10 protein-coding genes are annotated in these 17,613 nt (G+C 41.8%); 5 read left to right on the top strand and 5 right to left on the bottom strand.

The genetic code is table 11. The annotated features are described in order from the left end of the window. Positions 1–114: 114 nt before the first annotated feature. The gene (locus ACYVJ6_RS11740) at positions 115–5,373 is read left to right on the top strand and encodes a PKD domain-containing protein (RefSeq protein WP_460694255.1); all 5,259 of its coding nucleotides are present in this window, start codon (positions 115–117) and stop codon (positions 5,371–5,373) included. A 3-nt stretch (positions 5,374–5,376) separates the two neighbouring features. Beyond that, on the top strand, positions 5,377–6,411 hold the full coding sequence (locus ACYVJ6_RS11745; RefSeq protein ID WP_460694256.1) for a PorP/SprF family type IX secretion system membrane protein: 1,035 nt from the start codon (positions 5,377–5,379) through the stop codon (positions 6,409–6,411). A 20-nt stretch (positions 6,412–6,431) separates the two neighbouring features. On the opposite strand, the gene ACYVJ6_RS11750 is transcribed toward ACYVJ6_RS11745, so the two are convergent. Further along, positions 6,432–6,743 carry a hypothetical protein gene (locus ACYVJ6_RS11750; RefSeq protein WP_460694257.1) on the bottom strand — a complete coding sequence of 104 codons (312 nt, stop codon included), beginning with the start codon at positions 6,741–6,743 and terminating at the stop codon, positions 6,432–6,434. Positions 6,744–6,875: 132 nt separating this feature from the next. Between ACYVJ6_RS11750 and ligA the strand changes: the two genes are divergently transcribed. From ligA to dapA, 3 genes are all read left to right on the top strand, one after another. Continuing rightward, on the top strand, positions 6,876–8,888 hold the full coding sequence (gene ligA, locus ACYVJ6_RS11755; protein WP_460694258.1) for an NAD-dependent DNA ligase LigA: 2,013 nt from the start codon (positions 6,876–6,878) through the stop codon (positions 8,886–8,888). A gap of 208 nt (positions 8,889–9,096) precedes the next feature. Further along, positions 9,097–11,544, top strand: coding sequence for a DUF5686 and carboxypeptidase regulatory-like domain-containing protein (locus ACYVJ6_RS11760; protein ID WP_460694259.1), 2,448 nt, complete (start codon positions 9,097–9,099; stop codon positions 11,542–11,544). A gap of 110 nt (positions 11,545–11,654) precedes the next feature. Then, positions 11,655–12,536 (top strand): 4-hydroxy-tetrahydrodipicolinate synthase, encoded by an 882-nt coding sequence (dapA, locus tag ACYVJ6_RS11765; protein WP_460694260.1) that lies wholly within the window; start codon positions 11,655–11,657, stop codon positions 12,534–12,536. Positions 12,537–12,589: 53 nt separating this feature from the next. On the opposite strand, the gene ACYVJ6_RS11770 is transcribed toward dapA, so the two are convergent. The 4 genes from ACYVJ6_RS11770 to ftsA all read right to left on the bottom strand — a co-directional run bounded on the left by ACYVJ6_RS11770 (position 12,590) and on the right by ftsA (position 17,612). Next, the gene (locus tag ACYVJ6_RS11770; protein ID WP_460694261.1) at positions 12,590–12,772 is read right to left on the bottom strand and encodes a histone H1; all 183 of its coding nucleotides are present in this window, start codon (positions 12,770–12,772) and stop codon (positions 12,590–12,592) included. Between the two features lie 232 nt (positions 12,773–13,004). Further along, positions 13,005–14,252, bottom strand: coding sequence for an aminotransferase class I/II-fold pyridoxal phosphate-dependent enzyme (locus ACYVJ6_RS11775; RefSeq protein WP_460694262.1), 1,248 nt, complete (start codon positions 14,250–14,252; stop codon positions 13,005–13,007). Positions 14,253–14,417: 165 nt separating this feature from the next. Next, on the bottom strand, positions 14,418–16,049 hold the full coding sequence (ftsZ, locus tag ACYVJ6_RS11780) for a cell division protein FtsZ (protein ID WP_460694263.1): 1,632 nt from the start codon (positions 16,047–16,049) through the stop codon (positions 14,418–14,420). A 213-nt stretch (positions 16,050–16,262) separates the two neighbouring features. After that, entirely contained in the window at positions 16,263–17,612 is a 1,350-nt protein-coding gene (gene ftsA / locus ACYVJ6_RS11785) for a cell division protein FtsA (RefSeq protein WP_460694264.1), read from the bottom strand. Between the last annotated feature and the right edge of the window lies 1 nt (position 17,613).

A 17,613-nucleotide genomic window follows, 5' to 3' on the forward strand; every position in this document is an offset into this window, starting at 1 on the left:
GCACAAACACCCATCCTCAACCTTTTAAATTAATTATATTTGGTTATCACTGTAGTATACTAACTATAGTGACTTAGATAGCAGCTGCCAAGTGTGACAAATACCCGGATACAAATGCTTAAAATAACTATAAGGCATTTATTTATATTTACTATATTCACCGTGTTTGCTGCTACACGGTTGTTTGCGCAAACTATAACTGTTGGTTTTAATGGTGCTTTAGATCCCGGTCCATATGCACCGGGCTCAAACATAGCAATACCTTTTTATGTTGATCAAGCAGGGGTTTGTATTAATCAAAATAACAGATACGAACTTTACATGTCTGATGCATTGGGATCATTTGCAGGCTCAACAACTCCGGTGGCAACCACCGCTGCCAATACATTTTATTCAACTTATATAAATTATACCCTTCCTGTCAGCACTACGCCTGGTTCGTATAAATTTATGGTAAAAGCAACCAGTCCCGCTGTAAGCAGTCCGGCTTCAAATGCTGTAATTGTTGCCGCAGGCACACCTGTAGCGGCAGGAGCAAATGCAGATGCTTCAATAAATGCAGAAAAATTTGGCCAGAGTAGTGGTCCCCGGTCCACTTATACATTTTTTGATGCAAGTACACCAACTGCAACAACATCAACAATTAGTATCTTTAATGAAACCACGCAAACTTTTAACGTACAGGATCAAAGTATAAAGACGGACTATACTTTTAACGCTACATCAACCAACTTTACAGTTATTGCTAAAGCCACTAACGGGGTAGTTGTTAGCACAAGAGCCTATGAATTAATTAATAATGTTGTAAATTCATCTATCGCTGTACAAGGTAACGGCACGATATGTTTAAATAATGGTGTAGCCCCCCTCACTTATAGCGTATCTATTGCCGGCAACAATCGTATTCAATTAAATTACCCCGGAAACCTTTATCGCTTTTCGTGGGGAGATAATGGTACTGATGAACTTACACTTTGTCAGATATTAGCGGCTAACGGCGATGTAACACATCAGTTCACACGCGCTTCGTGTAATAATCCAATTGCAGGCCATAACAATAGTTTCCAGGTAGATATTACTATCAGAAGTACTATTGGTACTGCAATAGGTGGAACAGTAACCAGTTATGCCGTAATTTTACAAACACCTGTTAATTTAATAACCAGCGCGTCAAATGTGGTGTGTTTAAACCCCGTAACAAATACCACAGGCCTGATAACCTTCCTTAATGGTTCAGTAGCAAGTGCCGATCCGCTTAATACATCAACACCTACATGTGCGCCTAATCCTAATGCAAGATACATTTGGTTGGTTGATGGCCAAATAAAAGCTACTAACTATACCGTAGGCCAAGATTTTCAATGGGCTTTTACAACCAGTGGCGCACATACGGTTACTTTGCGCGAACAAGTAGGTAACGGTGGTGCTTGCCAGGCTATTGATTATACTTACAATATCTGTGTGCAAAAACCTGCAGTGGCCGACTTTACTATACCCGCAGGACCTATTTGCAGATCAACTATTGTTACGCCCACTAATACTTCTGTATTAGATGCTGTCAACTGCGCTCCAAGCACCTATAATTGGACTGTCAATTCGCCAAATTATGTATTAAGGGGAGGAACTACATTAAATAGCCCACAACCACAATTTGAATTTACGCAGGCTGGATTTTACACGCTAAGTTTAAATATTACCACTCAGGCACCTGGGGGTTGTACATCAAATACAGTAACCAAAACCATAATTGTTGATGCAACTCCCACCGCTACTCTACAAGGAGATTTAAGCCTTTGCGCTGCACAAACCATAAATTTTAATAGTACCAGAGTAACATTTACTGGTACAACCGCACAGTCATACGCTGCAAATCCTACTACAACCTATACGTGGACTGTAACCGGACCAGGCAACCCAAGTTATAGTTTTGCACCGGGTAGTGATCTTCATAGCCAATATCCGCAGATCATATTTAATGATTATGCCACATACACCATAACGGTAACACACACCAATAGTTGTGGCACTGCAACCGATTCGCAAGATATCACGTTCCAACCCGCACCCAGTGTTAATGCAGGTAATGATCAAACCATTTGCCAGGCACCCGGCGTTGTAGTAAATCTAAGCGGTACTATAACTGGCACTTATGATACATCGGTTTGGACGGTTGTGGCAGGTAGTAATGGCGCTTCACTTACAACCCCTAACAACTCGTTAACGGCAAGTTACACGCCCAACGCTGCCGATTACACGCGCGGCTTTGTAACCTTTAGATTAACAGCTACCACAAACGCATTACCCCCACCATGTAATAATGTAACCGATGAGGTTATTATTACATTGGTACAAACTACTGTAGTAACCAGCCCTAATAGCAAAAGTATTTGCTCAAACGATAATGTTGCCTATGATATAATGTCAAATAATATCGGCACAACCTACATATGGACATCTAACGTCACAGTTGGATCGGTTACTATTACTCCAAACAGTACTGCCAGTAGAATTAACGACAGACTAGTAAATGACAATCCGAATGTGGCAGCTGAAGTAACTTATACTATTACTCCTACTACCAATGGCTGTGCAGGTACACCCTTTACTTTTACTGTTACTATACCGGCTGTACCAGTTGTTACTGCTACAGCAGCAAACGCTGCAATTTGCAGCGATAACCCGGCGGGTATAACTATGGCATCCAATCAAACAGGCACACAATATAGATGGACTGCGAATGCTCCGGCAGGTATAAGCAGCCCTACAAATCTTAATCAAACTGCATTAACCACTACAGCAGCTATTACAAATACACTTATTAATAGTACAACTGCTGTTATAACAGTTACCTACACTATTACGCCCTATAATACCGCTGGTTGCGCGGGCACACCGGTAACGGTTTCTGTTGATGTAAGTCCAAGGCCAACTCCTGCCAATGCGGGGACAGATCAGGAACTATGTGGAGCCACAAGTTATGTATTACAGGGCAATGCACCAGCCCCTACAGAAACCGGAAGATGGACCATTGTATCGGGTAGTGGAATTACTTTTGCTAATGACACTGATCCACATACAACTATTAACGGATTAACAGAAGGCTCTACTTATGTTTTAAAATGGACCATTACTACCGCTAATGGCTGTACATCTGAAAAAACGGTAACTATTCGTGTTTTAGCACCTACTGTAGCAGGTAATACAAGCCCTAATACTACCGTTTGCCGCGGCGAAAACGGGACGGTAACGCTTACGGGCTATCGTGGTAGCATATTATACTGGGAACGATCAGAAAATAGCGGTGCTAACTGGGTAATAGTAAATAATACCAATCCAACTTTACCTTATACCAATATACAGGTTACTACGCAGTTTAGGGCTTATGTAAAAAACGGAAATTGTGGTGTTTTGATATCACCATTAACTGTAGTTAATGTAACCATACCGCCACCACAGGCTGACGCGGGCCCCAATCAAATTTTATGTAATCAGCCAACAGTCAATCTGGTGGCCAATAACCCGGGTACGTTTGCAGGTACGTGGACACAAGTTTCTGGACCTACCGCTAACATCACAAGCCCTAATAATTATCAAACAACTGTAACCGGCTTAACCGGTGCCAATGAGTATGTTTTCAGGTGGACAATAAAGGCAAACGCCCCCTGTGTGGATACCTATGATGAGGTAACTATTACCAACAGACCAGACGTTGTTGCCAGCTTTACAGCTGATACTAAAGTTGGTTGTGGCGATTTGAAAGTAAGCTTTACCAATACCTCAAACAACCAAACCGGAGCCAACTTTATATGGAACTTTGGCGATGGGCAAACCTCAATTAATGCCAGTCCGCAGCACACCTTTGCCCAGCGTACCGACGGTAAGGATACTACGTATTACATATCATTGGCTGTACAGGGTAACTGCGTACAACGCCCTGCAATTGTTGATTCAATATTAGTGCGCCCGGCCGTACCATTGGCACGTATATTACCCGAATCAACAGCAGGTTGCGGCAACTATGCCATTGATATACGTAACACCACACCGGGCAACAATACCTTGTATGAGTTTTACCTATACGATGGCACTACGCTGGTACAAAAAATAACCAAAACCGATAAAATAAATGCGGTGTTTGACCCGATATCAACAACGGCGCGTAAAGTTTTTACCGTATATATGGTGGCTACAGGCTATTGTAATAATACCGGCGAAACTACACATATACCTGTTAGTATTTCGCCATCAAATGTGGTAGCACAAATGGTAATTCAGGGTGGTATAAATGCGGGCTGCGCGCCATTAAATACCACACTTGTTAATAATTCATTTGGGGGAGATAATTTTTACTATAGCATTTATGATGCTAACAATAATTTAGTTGACAGGCCTGTGGCAGGATCGACAGCGCTGCCGTACAGATTTACTACACCGGGTACATACTATATTACCATTACCGCTATAAGCATTTGTGGTATGAATGAAAGCCCGCGTACCAGGATTGACGTATACGCCACCCCGACTCCAAATTTTGTAGCTGATATTACCACAGGTTGTAAAGATGCATTGATCACATTTACCAACAATACGGTAAGTAATGCCCCCAATACCCCGGTTACATCATTGCTTTATGATTGGGATTTTGGTGATGGCTCACCACACTCGGCTTTATTTGCACCTACCCATGGTTATCATTTTACCGGCACACCCTATACCGTAACATTAAGGGCCACTAACACCACATCGGGCTGTACTGAAATATTTGTACGTACAGCTTACATCAACCTATACGGCCCGCCAAAAACAGCCTTTGATATAAGTCCCGATAGCGTTACTACCATACCCAATTATACGTTTTCATTTATTGACCGAACGCCTGCCGATGCAGTTTCATGGCAATGGACGTTTGGCGATGGGCAAACATCAACCAGGCGAAACCCAACAGTTACTTATCCTGATACCGGGGTGTACCGGGTAACACTTACCACCGCTACTGCAAACGGCTGCGATAGTACCATAACCAGGACAGTACGAATAGGCGGTGTACCGGGGCAACTGTTTTTACCAAACGCCTTTATGCCCGAAAGTGCCACCACCGAGTTGAGGACGTTTATGGCAAAAGGATCGGGTATAAAAACATGGCATTTACAAATATTTAACAATTATGGCCAGTTAGTTTGGCAAACCACTAAACTTAGCCCCAAAGGCGAACCCGAAGAGGGCTGGGATGGAACATTTAAGGGAGTGCCATTACCACAGGGAGTATACCAATGGCAGGCGAGTGCTACATTTATTAACGGGACCGAATGGAAGGGAAATTCCTATAAAGACGAGTTACCTAAACGCGTGGGATCAGTGCATTTAATTAAATAAGTAATGAAGATAGTCAAAAACCTGTTATTACTTATCCCCGCTATATTGCTCCCGTGCTTAAATGTATTAGGCCAGGACCATATTTATACCAAGTTTTTTGAATCTCCTTTATACCTTAACCCGGCACTTACAGGCCAATTTGAAGGCGACCTGCGGATGAATTTAATACACCGCAGTCAATGGACATCATTACCCGGAAACTTAAATTATACCACCGCGGCTATTGATTATAATATGCCGCAGTTTGGCGGCGGCGTGGGCTTAATGTTTAACCGCAGCAGCGAGGGTACCGCGTTTTTAAATAAAAATGCCATTGCGGCTACTTATGCCTATAGTGTTGGCTCCGAAGAATTTATATTATCATTTGGGTTACAGGTTGGCATTACCAACCGCAGTATTAACCGCGACAAGTTGGTTTTTTATGACCAGATAGACCCCCGCATTGGCTACATACCCGGCACTCCGTCGGCAGCCGAACCTTTGTTATTTGACAATAAATTTTACTTTGACTCGGGTGCGGGCCTTAACCTGGTTATTGGCGAATTTAATATTGGCGGAGCCGTACAACATATTAACAGGCCTAACCAATCGTTTACCGGAGCACCGGCAAAGCTGGATATGCGTGGTGTGGCCCATGTCAGTTATCGCTGGGATTTAACCGAGGGCCAAAACCTATATGATGACGAAAAAATGTATGTCATCCCATCGGTAGTATATAACCGGCAGTCCTCTGCCCAAACACTAAACGCCGGAGTACAGTTTAAACGCGGCATGCTTAACGCCGGGGTATGGTACCATAGCGGCGGGCAGATAGGTCCTAGTTCGGTTGGCTTTTCATTAATATTTGATCTGGGTATCAATGGCAGCAGTACCGAAAGAATGCGCTTAGGTATAAGCCATGATATGCCTGTATCGGGCCTTAATTATAGCAACACAAGCGGTATTACCGAAGCAAACATCGGCTATCAAACTCCATTACCGTCTCGCGACGCTTATTACAGGTTTGAAGGTTTGCGCAGATGTTATGATTTTTATTAATTAATGAGGTATTACAGTTGCTAATTTATGGCGCCGTAATCCCAATGGCCATTTACACGTATGTATCCTTTAGCTGTTTTACGCCAAAAGCCATCTACCCATGTAGAAGTTTCTGTAGGAGGATAAGCCCAATGCCCCTGTACATATATATACTTTTTTTTACCAGCCATCCATTCGTCCGTAACCCATACATAATGTTTTGAAAGCTTTTTTGGTAGCTTATATTTTGGCACTACCGGTATTTTGCTGACATAAACTTGTGCTTTGCAATCTGCAATAACAAATAGCGATACTGCAAATAATAAAATTAAAAATTTGCTGCCCTTTTTCATTGAAGTTGTTGGTTTATAAATTCGGGGAACAAATTTAATACCCGTGAAAAAAAATTCAAAAAATTTAACAAAAATTAACAGTTAAAGAGCCTATAATTATCATCAACTATTATCAATTACTATCTTCGCTCTATGTCATCCGCTGAAGCTAAAAAACAAATACAAAACTTAACCGCCGAGTTAAAACAGCATAGTTATAATTACTATGTGCTGGCCATGCCTACCATATCTGACTTTGAGTTTGACCAAAAATTGGAACAACTAAACCAACTGGAAAAGCAATTCCCTGAGTTTGCTGACCCTGATTCGCCAACGCAGGTTGTAGGGGGTGACATTACCAAGGAGTTTGTTACGGTTAAGCATAAGTGGCCCATGCTATCATTAGGTAACACCTACAATGAGCAGGAATTAATTGATTTTGACCAACGCGTGCGCAAAGCCATTGGTGATAATTTTGAGTATGTGTGCGAGTTGAAGTTTGATGGCCTATCCATGAGTTTAACTTATGAAAACGGCAAACTGCTTCGTGCCGTTACCCGTGGCGATGGGGTACAGGGCGATGAGGTAACTACCAATATACGTACTATAAACACCATTCCTAAGCGATTAGCCGAAGGCAATTACCCCGACCACTTTGAGATACGCGGCGAGGTTTTTATGCACCTAAAAGCTTTTGAAAGGCTAAATAACGAGCGCATTGAAAATGGGGAACAGCCTTATGCCAATCCCCGCAACTTTGCATCAGGCACGGTAAAAATGCAGGACTCGGCCGAGGTAGCTAGGCGACCATTAGATTGTTTTTTGTACGGGTTATATACCGATAAGCAATTATTTAAAACCCATTGGGAAAGCCTTCAGGCTGTTAAACAATGGGGCTTTCATGTAAATGATGAAAGCAGGCTATGCCATAACATTAATGACATACTGGATTTTATAAACGAGTGGGATAAAAAACGCTTTGACCTAAGTTATGATATTGATGGGATTGTTATTAAAGTAAACAACTATAATCAACAGCAGGAACTGGGTTATACGGCTAAATCGCCACGTTGGGCCATATCGTATAAATTTAAAGCCGCCCAGGTACAAACGGAATTACTTGCTGTAACCTACCAGGTAGGCCGAACCGGCGCGGTTACCCCGGTTGCTAATTTAAAACCGGTATTATTGGCCGGCACTACGGTAAAACGCGCTACCCTGCACAATGCCGACGAGATTGAAAAACGACTACAACTACACGAGGGAGACTGGGTTTTTGTTGAAAAGGGCGGCGAGATCATCCCTAAAATTATAAGTGTAAATATGGATAAGCGCCAGCCCGGGGCTAAAGCCATAAAATACATAACCCATTGCCCGGCATGTAATACCTTATTGGTTCGCCAGGAAGGAGAAGCAGCTTATTACTGCCCTAATGATGAAGGTTGTCCGCCGCAAATAGTGGGTAAAATGCAGCATTTCATCAGCCGTAAAGCCATGAATATTGATGGCCTTGGCGATGAAACTATTGATACACTCTATCAGCGTGGATTTATAACACGCATAAGCGATATATATGAATTGCACAACCATAGCGAAGAGTTAAAGCAGATGGGCCGTTTTGGCGAAAAATCAATTAACAACATGCTGGAGGGTATTGAAAAATCCAAACAAATGCCTTTTGAAAAAGTATTGTTTGGTTTAGGCATACGCTATATTGGCGAAACCGTGGCGAAAAAACTGGTTAATCATTTTAAAAATATAGATAGTTTGATCGCTGCTTCGTTAGAAGAATTGGTGGCTGCTGAAGAAATTGGCGAACGCATTGCTCAAAGCTTAATTGAATATTTTAGCGACACCCAACACCTTGACGAAATTGAAAAGCTAAAAGCTCATGGATTACAATTTGTTGCCGAAGAAAAAGTGGTTACCCTGGCCAGTGAAAAACTAAGCGGCAAAACTTTTATTATATCGGGCACTTTTGAACGGTCGAGGGATGAGTTAAAGGATATTATTGAACAAAACGGCGGTAAAATATTAAGCAGCATATCGGCTAAGTTGAATTATTTGGTAGCCGGTGATAATATGGGTCCGTCAAAACTGGAAAAAGCAACCAAGCTAAATATCCCTATTATCAGCGATGAGGAGTTAATGGGGATGATAGAATAAGTTCACCGATATGTCATTTCGAACGAGGTACGAGGAGAACTACCTCTTGAGCGTAGCGATAAAATCTATACACCCGTTCATGTTGTAAGTGTATCGATTTCTCACTATGTTCGAAATGACAGTTAGATAATGTTTAACAATAATTAACAAATTAGTTTAGCATCATTAAACAAATTACCGCATATTAGTAATATACTAAACCAGGTAAATGAAACTAACCCTAACCTTATTACTATTTTTGCTAACAGGAATTACCGCGTCCGCGCAATTATTTGTAAGTGGCAAAGTAACCGATGAGCAATCAAACCCCATTCCTTTTGCAACTGTACATATACAAAACACCACCATTGGCACATCTGCCAATAGTGAGGGCGAATACAATTTGCAACTAAAAGCCGGACAGTATACTATTGTTTATAAAGCTGTAGGTTATAAGCCAGTTACACGCGAGGTGGATTTTAGAGCCAGCCAAACCATAAACATCAATTTAACTACCGAAATTTATGAGTTACAAGATGTTAATATTACCGGTAGCGGCGAAGACCCGGCGTATGCTATCATCCGCAAAGCGATAAAAAAAAGAAAGGGCTATTTAAACGAAGTTAAAGCCTATACCTGCGAGGTATATATAAAAGGACTACAAAAATTACTGGGCGCCCCAAAAAGTTTTTTAGGGCGCGATATCAATCAAATAGGAAGAGAAATCGGATTAGACTCGAACCGTAAGGGTATTATTTACTTATCAGAGTCTGAATTTAAATACAGCTATTTACACCCGGGACAGGTGCACGAAGAGATGATATCATCAAAAGTATCAGGGCAAAATCGTGCCTTTAGCTATAACCGGGCATCAGACCTAAAGGTTGACTTTTATGAAAACTTCCAAAATTGGGAAGGTTTGAGCAACCGCCCGCTGATATCGCCGGTGGCTGAGAATGCACTGTTTTACTATAACTATAAATTACTTGGTGCCACCGAAGAAAATGGCCAAACTATCAACAAGATACAAATAATCCCTAAACGCGGTTACGACCCCTGCTTTGAAGGTATTATTTATATTTTGGAGGATAGCTGGCGGCTATATGAATTAAATTTACTGATCACCAAAAAAGCAAATATCAATTTTGTTGACACGGTGAAAATAAGCCAGCAATTTTTCCCGGTTGAAAAAACGTGGATGCCATCTGCAGTAAATTTTGAATTTACCGGTGGTTTATTGGGCTTTAAATTTGGCGGTTATTATATATCTATATACAAAAACTATGACCTTAACCCATCGTTTAAAAAGAAAGATTTTGCCGAGGTATTGCGCATTACCGCGGGGGTAAATAAAAAGGATTCGCTCTACTGGGAAAAAGAACGCCCTATTCCACTTACTGAAGAAGAGGAGAACGATTATATCAAAAAAGATAAAATAGCCCAACGGCGCGAGTCAAAGGAATATATGGACTCGGTTGACAGGGTGCGGAATAAAGTAAGTGCAGGAGGTTTTTTATTGAATGGAATAAGCATCCGTAACCGTTATACCAAGCAAACCTATCGTTTTGATGCTTTGTTAGGTTCATTGTTATACAATACGGTTGAGGGCGTGGCTATTAATTACGGCGCCTCATACACTAAACAATTTGATACTGTAAATAACCGCTATTTTCGTTTAGGCGCAAAAGTGCGCTACGGCTTTTCTAATCATTTATTGAATGGTAGTATTAATGCAACCGTCCCCGTTAAAGGCTTCACCTTAAGTACCAATGTTGGTTCGGATGTGGTAGATCTGAATCGTACCGAACCTATTACACCGTTTATAAATTCGGTTTATAGTTTGTTGAGACGACAGAATTTTCAAAAACTATATCAAAAGCAATTTGCTAATATTCATTTAAATGGCCGTATAAGTGGTGGTTGGCGCGCAAGCGCAACATTAGAGTGGGCCAACCGTAAATGGCTGCCCAATACAGCATTTAACAGTATCTTCCATCCGGCAGGTAAGGAATTTACATCAAACAACCCGTTTATTCCAACAGCTGATGTTCCGTTGTTTAATGAGAATAAAGCACTTACACTTACCCTGCGTACCAGCTATGATTTTAGTAATAAATACGAGACTTATCCGGCAGGTAAACGCTACCTGGCATCCAAATACCCAACAATAGGTTTTACTTATACCAAGGGCATTAAAAACGCCTTAGGATCAACCGTTGATTATGACCTGGTGAGTGTTGATGTTTCAAAAAACAACATCAAATTAGGTATGTATGGGCGTACGTCGTTTTATATAGCGGCAGGTAAATTTGTTAATGCAAACAACCTGTCATTCCCTGATTATAAACAATTTGCAGGTAACCAAACCTTGTTTTACCAGGCAGGTGTATCGCGCTTTTTATTATTAGATTATTACCTGTACAGTACCAATAAGCAATACCTGGAGGCGCATGTAGAGCAAAATTTTTCGGGCTTTATTTTAAACAAGGTACCGCTTATACGTCAATTAAAACTGCAGGAAATTGTAAATGTAAATTACCTGACCACCCCCGACCTGAAAAACTACACCGAACTGGGTATAGGCGTTCAATATCTTAATTTCAGGATAGTTTACGGGCAATCATTTAACAGCGGCAGCAATAATAACTCGGCATTGCGGTTACGGTTGGGGCTTTAATTAGGTTGATAGTTCATAGATCATGGTTCATAGTGAAGGCGAACAAACCATCAACTATGAACCATGAACTATAATACCTATTTACTATATTTGCAACCTTAATTGCGAACATGAACAAATTTTACGGAACAGGGATAGCTTTGGTGACCCCTTTTCAGGCAGATGGACAAGTGGATTATGACGGGTTAAAAAACCTGATCAACTATGTAATTGATGGTGGCGTAGAGTACCTGGTAATATTAGGCACCACCGGCGAAAGCGTTACGTTAACCAGCGACGAAAAAAAGAAAGTTTGGGCATTCGCTGCGGAAGCTAACAATGGCCGCGTACCGCTTATGGCCGGTATTGGCGGCAACAACACAGCCGAAGTAATTGAGGAGTTAAAACAATTTAATACAACAGGGTATAGCGCCATCCTATCGGCAAGCCCTAATTATAATAAACCTACGCAAGAAGGTATTTACCAGCATTATAAAGCTATTGTGCAAAACTCGCCCTTGCCGGTGATGTTATATAATGTACCGGGCCGTACAGGTAGCAATGTTAGTGCCGATACTACTATCAGGCTGGCTAATGATTTTAAAAATATTATTGGCATTAAAGAAGCATCAGGCAACTTTGACCAGTTTAACCAGATAGCCCGCGATAAACCGGAGGACTTTCTGCTCATATCAGGAGATGATGCGGTAGCTTTGCCTATGATGGCCATTGGTGGTGTAGGTGTAATATCAGTAATTGGTAATGCTTTGCCACGCCAGTTATCAAATATGATACGCCTTGCGCTTAAAGGTGATTTTAAAGCTGCTCAAAAAGGCCATTATGCCCTGGTTGAATTTACCCGCTTAATGTTTGTTGAAGGCAACCCGGCGGGTGTTAAAACCGCGCTTAAACAATTAGGTGTATGTGGCGATACTTTACGTTTGCCGTTAGTACAGGTAAGTGATCACACTGCGCAAAAGATCATCAGCGAGACTCAAAAAATTACCGCGTAAAAAAACCCTGCTGCGTGCAGCCGGGTTTAAACTAAAAGTTTTAATTTCTTTGCTTACTTAGCTGCTTTGTTTTTAGCTTCCTGTACTTCTAAACGGATAGCTTGAGCTAAGTTTTTAAGGTCTTGCATACCTTTACGCACGCGGGTACCGGCTGCACTGTTACCCTTGTTGTAAAATTTATCGGCATCAGCTTCGAGCGAGTCGATCAATTTTTTTACTTCAGTAAATTTTTTCATTTAATTACTCCTTTAGTGTTTTGAGGTTTATAGTTTACTTAAGCTAATCTAAAAAATGTTTTTTATTAAAAAAAGCCATCGACCTATTAAAATAAGATTAGCGACTTATTTTTTTCCACATAAAACGCTGTTTATCTTTTAATAAAGCATTTATTATTAGCTTATTAAAATATGAGCCAACAAAAAAGCCTTTCGCTTTTTACGAAAGGCTTTAGTAAATATGTAAGGCCTGCTATTGGGTAATAGCTGCTGCTTTCTCTTTATAATATCCTGCCTTTAGCTTCTCGCCCATTTCGGTATATGCATCTAACGTACGTTGTACGTCGGCTAACGAATGCGCAGCGGTTGGTATTAAACGCAGTAATATTAATCCCTTAGGGATAACCGGGTAAATTACAATTGAACAGAAAATGCCATAGTTTTCGCGCAGATCGCGGGTAAGTGTGGTGGCTTCGTATAGGTCGCCTTTTAAAAATACAGGTGTTACCATGGTATTGGTATTGCCTATATCAAAACCACGCTCTTTTAAACCTTTTTGCAAGGCATTAACTACCGTCCATAGTTTCTCGCGTAATTGTGGTTGCGATTTTAATAGTTCAAAACGCTTTTTTAAACCCATTACCATTGGCATAGGTAATGATTTGGCAAATATCTGCGAGCGCATATTATAGCGCAGGTAATCAATAACCTGTTTATCGCCAGATACAAAAGCGCCTATACCTGCCATTGATTTGGCAAAAGTAGCAAAGTATACATCAACACCATCAATACAATCCTGCTCCTCGTGCGTACCGGCCCCTGTTTTACCCATGGTACCAAAACCATGTGCATCATCAACCAATAAGCGGAAATCATATTTGCCTTTTAGCGCAATGATATCTTTCAAATTACCCTGCACGCCCGACATACCAAAAACACCTTCGGTTATCAATAATATACCACCACCGGTTTGCTCCGCCAATTTGGTGGCACGTTCCAATTGCTTCTCGCAGCTTTCCATATCGTTATGCTGGTAAACAAAACGCTTACCCATGTGCATACGCAACCCATCAATTATGCAGGCATGCGACTCGGCATCATACACTATAACGTCATTACGGCTCACCAGCGAGTCGATAATCGACACCATGCCCTGGTAACCATAATTTAATAAAAACGCGTCCTGCTTGCCTGTAAATGCGGCCAGGTCCTGCTCTAAACTTTCATGGTGAACCGAGTTACCCGACATCATCCTTGCACCCATAGGGTAAGCCATACCGTAATCGGCAGCGCCTTTTGCATCGGCCTCCCTAACTTCGGGATGATTAGCTAAACCCAGGTAATTATTCAGGCTCCAAACCAAATGCTCTTTGCCGTTAAACATCATGTGCGCGCCTATTTCGCCCTCTAAACGTGGGAATGAAAAATATCCGTGCGACCATTTTTGGTGCTGGCCCAGCGGCCCGCCCATGCTTTTTGTTATCTTATCAAATAAATCCAATGTACTGTTTGCTTTAAATTACAAATATAGCTATAAAGACGCAAGAGCCAAGAATCAAGAAACAAGATTAGCATCCTGGTCCTGATTTTTGACTCTTGCGGTGTATTTTATAGATAGCCTTAACAAACTGTCTTGGCTCCTGATTCTTAATTCTTGACTCTAATATTAATCTACATTATCATGCAGAAACGAGTTGTTGTTACGTATCTCAATTTTACCTTCATCATCAGGTAATAATGAAAATCTTGATACCTGGCTCTCGTCGCTTGCAGGAGTTTGCTGTAAAGCTATTTCCTTGCGTTTGTAGGCCGGTACGTTTTCTAATTCCTGTATATTACCTGTACGCAATTTCATGCTCAGGTCTTTCAGGCGCATAATACGCTCGCGCGATTTGCGTAACTGCTCCTCAATTGATTCGTCAGTTTTATTTTCGTCGGCATTAGGAGCAACTTCCGGCTCTGCTTCTGCCATTATGGTTTCTTCGGGAGTTGGTGCTTCAAAGGTTACAATTGTTTCACCCTGCTCCATAAACACTTCCGGGTCGGCCAGTTTGAAGGTCATTTCAGGCATCTGAACTTTTTGTTCAACCTGCTCTTCCTCATCATCATGGTCGTCATCCATGTTAAATATTACCGCGTTAGCTTCCGGCGTATTACCAAACAGATCAAAAAGATCAACCTGGGTTTGCTTTTGCTCCTCTTTGGTTTGTTTCATGTAAGGCTCGGCAGGTGCATCAGCAGCTACCGGGGTAATAAATTCATTTACCGGGCGTACCAACGGTTCATCAGGCACCAGCATAGATACAATTTTTTTGGTGTTTTGCTCCTGCTCGCGCTCATCCTTAGTTTGGAAACCTGTTGCGATGATAGTTACCGATAGTTTTTCGCCAAGGCTTTCGTCTTTACAGTTACCCCAGATCAAATCAGCAGCTAAACCGGCTTCTTCCTGTATATAATCAGTAATAATGCTCACTTCATCCATGGTCACCTCTTTTTCGCCAGAGCTGATGTTTAACAGGATGTAACGTGCACCTTCAATCTCGTTATCTTTTAATAATGGCGATGACAAAGCACCTTCAACCGCTTTTAAAGCGCGATTCTCGCCTTCGGCGGCCGAGCTACCCATGATGGATACGCCACTGTCTTTCATTACGGTGCGCACATCTTTAAAGTCAACGTTGATATAACCGGGTAAGGTAATGATCTCGGCAATACCTTTGGCGGCAGTAGTTAAAATATCATCTGCCTGTGCAAATGCCGATCCTAATGTCAAGTTACCAAATATCTGGCGCAGCCTGTCATTTGATATCACTAGGAAAGAGTCTACATATTTCTTTAACTCTTCCATTCCTTCTTCGGCCTGCATTTTACGGCGCTTGCCTTCAAAACTGAAAGGGGTGGTTATGATACCTACGGTTAATATATCCATCTCTCGGGCTGCTTTGGCAATGATAGGGCTTGCGCCTGTACCGGTACCACCACCCATACCTGCTGTAATAAACAACATTTTGGTATTGGCACCAAGCATTTGCTTAATGTCGTCAATATTTTCTATAGCTGAATTTTTTCCAACTTCGGGTATCGATCCGGCACCCATACCTTCGGTAAGGCTGGCACCTAATTGTACCTTATTGGGGATAGGACTTAGTTCCAATGCCTGGGCATCAGTATTACAAATTATAAAGTCTACCCCTGTAATACCTTGCTTGTACATGTGGTTTACCGCGTTACCACCGCCGCCGCCAACACCAATAACTTTGATGATAGACGACTTTTCTTTTAACATCTCAAATTGCATAATCCTATTTTTCAGTTATATGTAGATTTGACGAATACTTATATTTCACCATTGTAATATTATGACTTTTTCAACAAGATTTTTCCACATTTGGCTGTATTGTGGAAAAATTGAAACGTTGTGAATAATTACCGGCCCCCTCTAAATCTCCCCCGGTAGGGGAGACTTTTTTAAAGCCCTCCCTTCCGGGGAGGGTTTGGGTGGGGCCGCCGCCTATTTTAAAAAGTCTTCGTCTTTAATATCGTCTTTAATAAATTTCTTACCGCTCTCCAGTATTTTACCAAAAAGGCCAAACTTTTTATCATCGGCATATTTGGTTTTTTCGGCTTTTACGGCTGCGGTTACCGGTATCTCGGTCATGCCTTCGTACTCCATTTTTTGTATACCTTTTATCAACAAGCCAATACCTGTAGCAAAAGTTGGGCTTTGCATTTCTTCGTACACATTTTTAGGCAACACCTCGTTTTTTGCCAAATGCTCGTTAGGATAACCTACGCGGCAATCTAACCCGGTAACAAACTCTACCAATTGTGGCAAATGCTTTAACTGCGCACCACCACCGGTTATTACTATACCGGCAATTAGCTTTTTCTCATAGCCCGATGATTTGATCTCATAATACACATGCTCTACGATCTCTTCCATACGGGCCTGGATAACAAATGCCAGGTTTTTTACGGATATCTCTTTAGGTTCGCGGCCGCGTAAACCGGGAACACATACAATCTCATTCTCTTTGTTTTCTTCAGCTAACGCCGATCCGAAACGCACCTTTAACTGCTCGGCAATGTTGCGCATTACTGAGCAACCCTCACGGATATCTTCTGTAACGCTATTACCACCAAAAGGAATAACCGCGGTATGGCGTATAATTCCTTCGTGGAATATGGCCACATCGGTAGTACCGCCACCAATATCAACCAATACAACACCTGCTTCTTTTTCTTCGTCGCTTAATACCGACTCGGACGATGCCAATGGCTCCAATATCAACTCCTGGCTCTCTAAATTTGCTTTGTTAACACATTTTACTATGTTTTTAATAGCAGTTACCTGGCCCGATATGATATGGAAATTGGCTTCCAAACGTACACCTGCCATACCGATAGGATCTTTGATGCCCGGCTCGCTATCGATAGTAAATTCCTGCGGCAATACGTGGATGATCTCCTCGCCCGGAGGCATTACCAGGTTGTACATATCCTCAACCAGTTTATCAATATCCTTGCGGGATATTTCTGATTGCAGGTCGCGGCGGGTTATCAGGCCACGGTGCTGCAAGCTTTTAATGTGCTGCCCAGCAATACCTACATTTACTACCCTGATCTCGACATTGGATTGCGCGCCCGCAATTTCAACCGCAGCGGTAATACCCTGTACGGTTTTGTCGATGTTTGATACCATACCACGGGTTACTCCCGCAGACTCGGCCTTGCCAATTCCTAATACCTCAATTTTACCGTTTTTGCTACGACGGCCAACAATTGCGCATATTTTAGTGGTGCCTATGTCCAATCCCACTACAATTGGCGAACTTTTTTCTTGTGTTGAACTCTTGTCCATA

It is taken from the genome of Mucilaginibacter puniceus, from assembly GCF_054783175.1.

What these genes read in the sequence shown, in the direction of transcription:
- ACYVJ6_RS11740 (WP_460694255.1), top strand. Translation starts at nt 115, where the DNA reads ATGCTTAAAATAACTATAAGGCATTTATTTATATTTACTATATTCACC.
- ACYVJ6_RS11745 (WP_460694256.1), top strand. Translation starts at nt 5,377, where the DNA reads ATGAAGATAGTCAAAAACCTGTTATTACTTATCCCCGCTATATTGCTC.
- ACYVJ6_RS11750 (WP_460694257.1), bottom strand. Translation starts at nt 6,743, where the DNA reads ATGAAAAAGGGCAGCAAATTTTTAATTTTATTATTTGCAGTATCGCTA.
- ligA (WP_460694258.1), top strand. Translation starts at nt 6,876, where the DNA reads ATGTCATCCGCTGAAGCTAAAAAACAAATACAAAACTTAACCGCCGAG.
- ACYVJ6_RS11760 (WP_460694259.1), top strand. Translation starts at nt 9,097, where the DNA reads ATGAAACTAACCCTAACCTTATTACTATTTTTGCTAACAGGAATTACC.
- dapA (WP_460694260.1), top strand. Translation starts at nt 11,655, where the DNA reads ATGAACAAATTTTACGGAACAGGGATAGCTTTGGTGACCCCTTTTCAG.
- ACYVJ6_RS11770 (WP_460694261.1), bottom strand. Translation starts at nt 12,772, where the DNA reads ATGAAAAAATTTACTGAAGTAAAAAAATTGATCGACTCGCTCGAAGCT.
- ftsZ (WP_460694263.1), bottom strand. Translation starts at nt 16,049, where the DNA reads ATGCAATTTGAGATGTTAAAAGAAAAGTCGTCTATCATCAAAGTTATT.
- ftsA (WP_460694264.1), bottom strand. Translation starts at nt 17,612, where the DNA reads ATGGACAAGAGTTCAACACAAGAAAAAAGTTCGCCAATTGTAGTGGGA.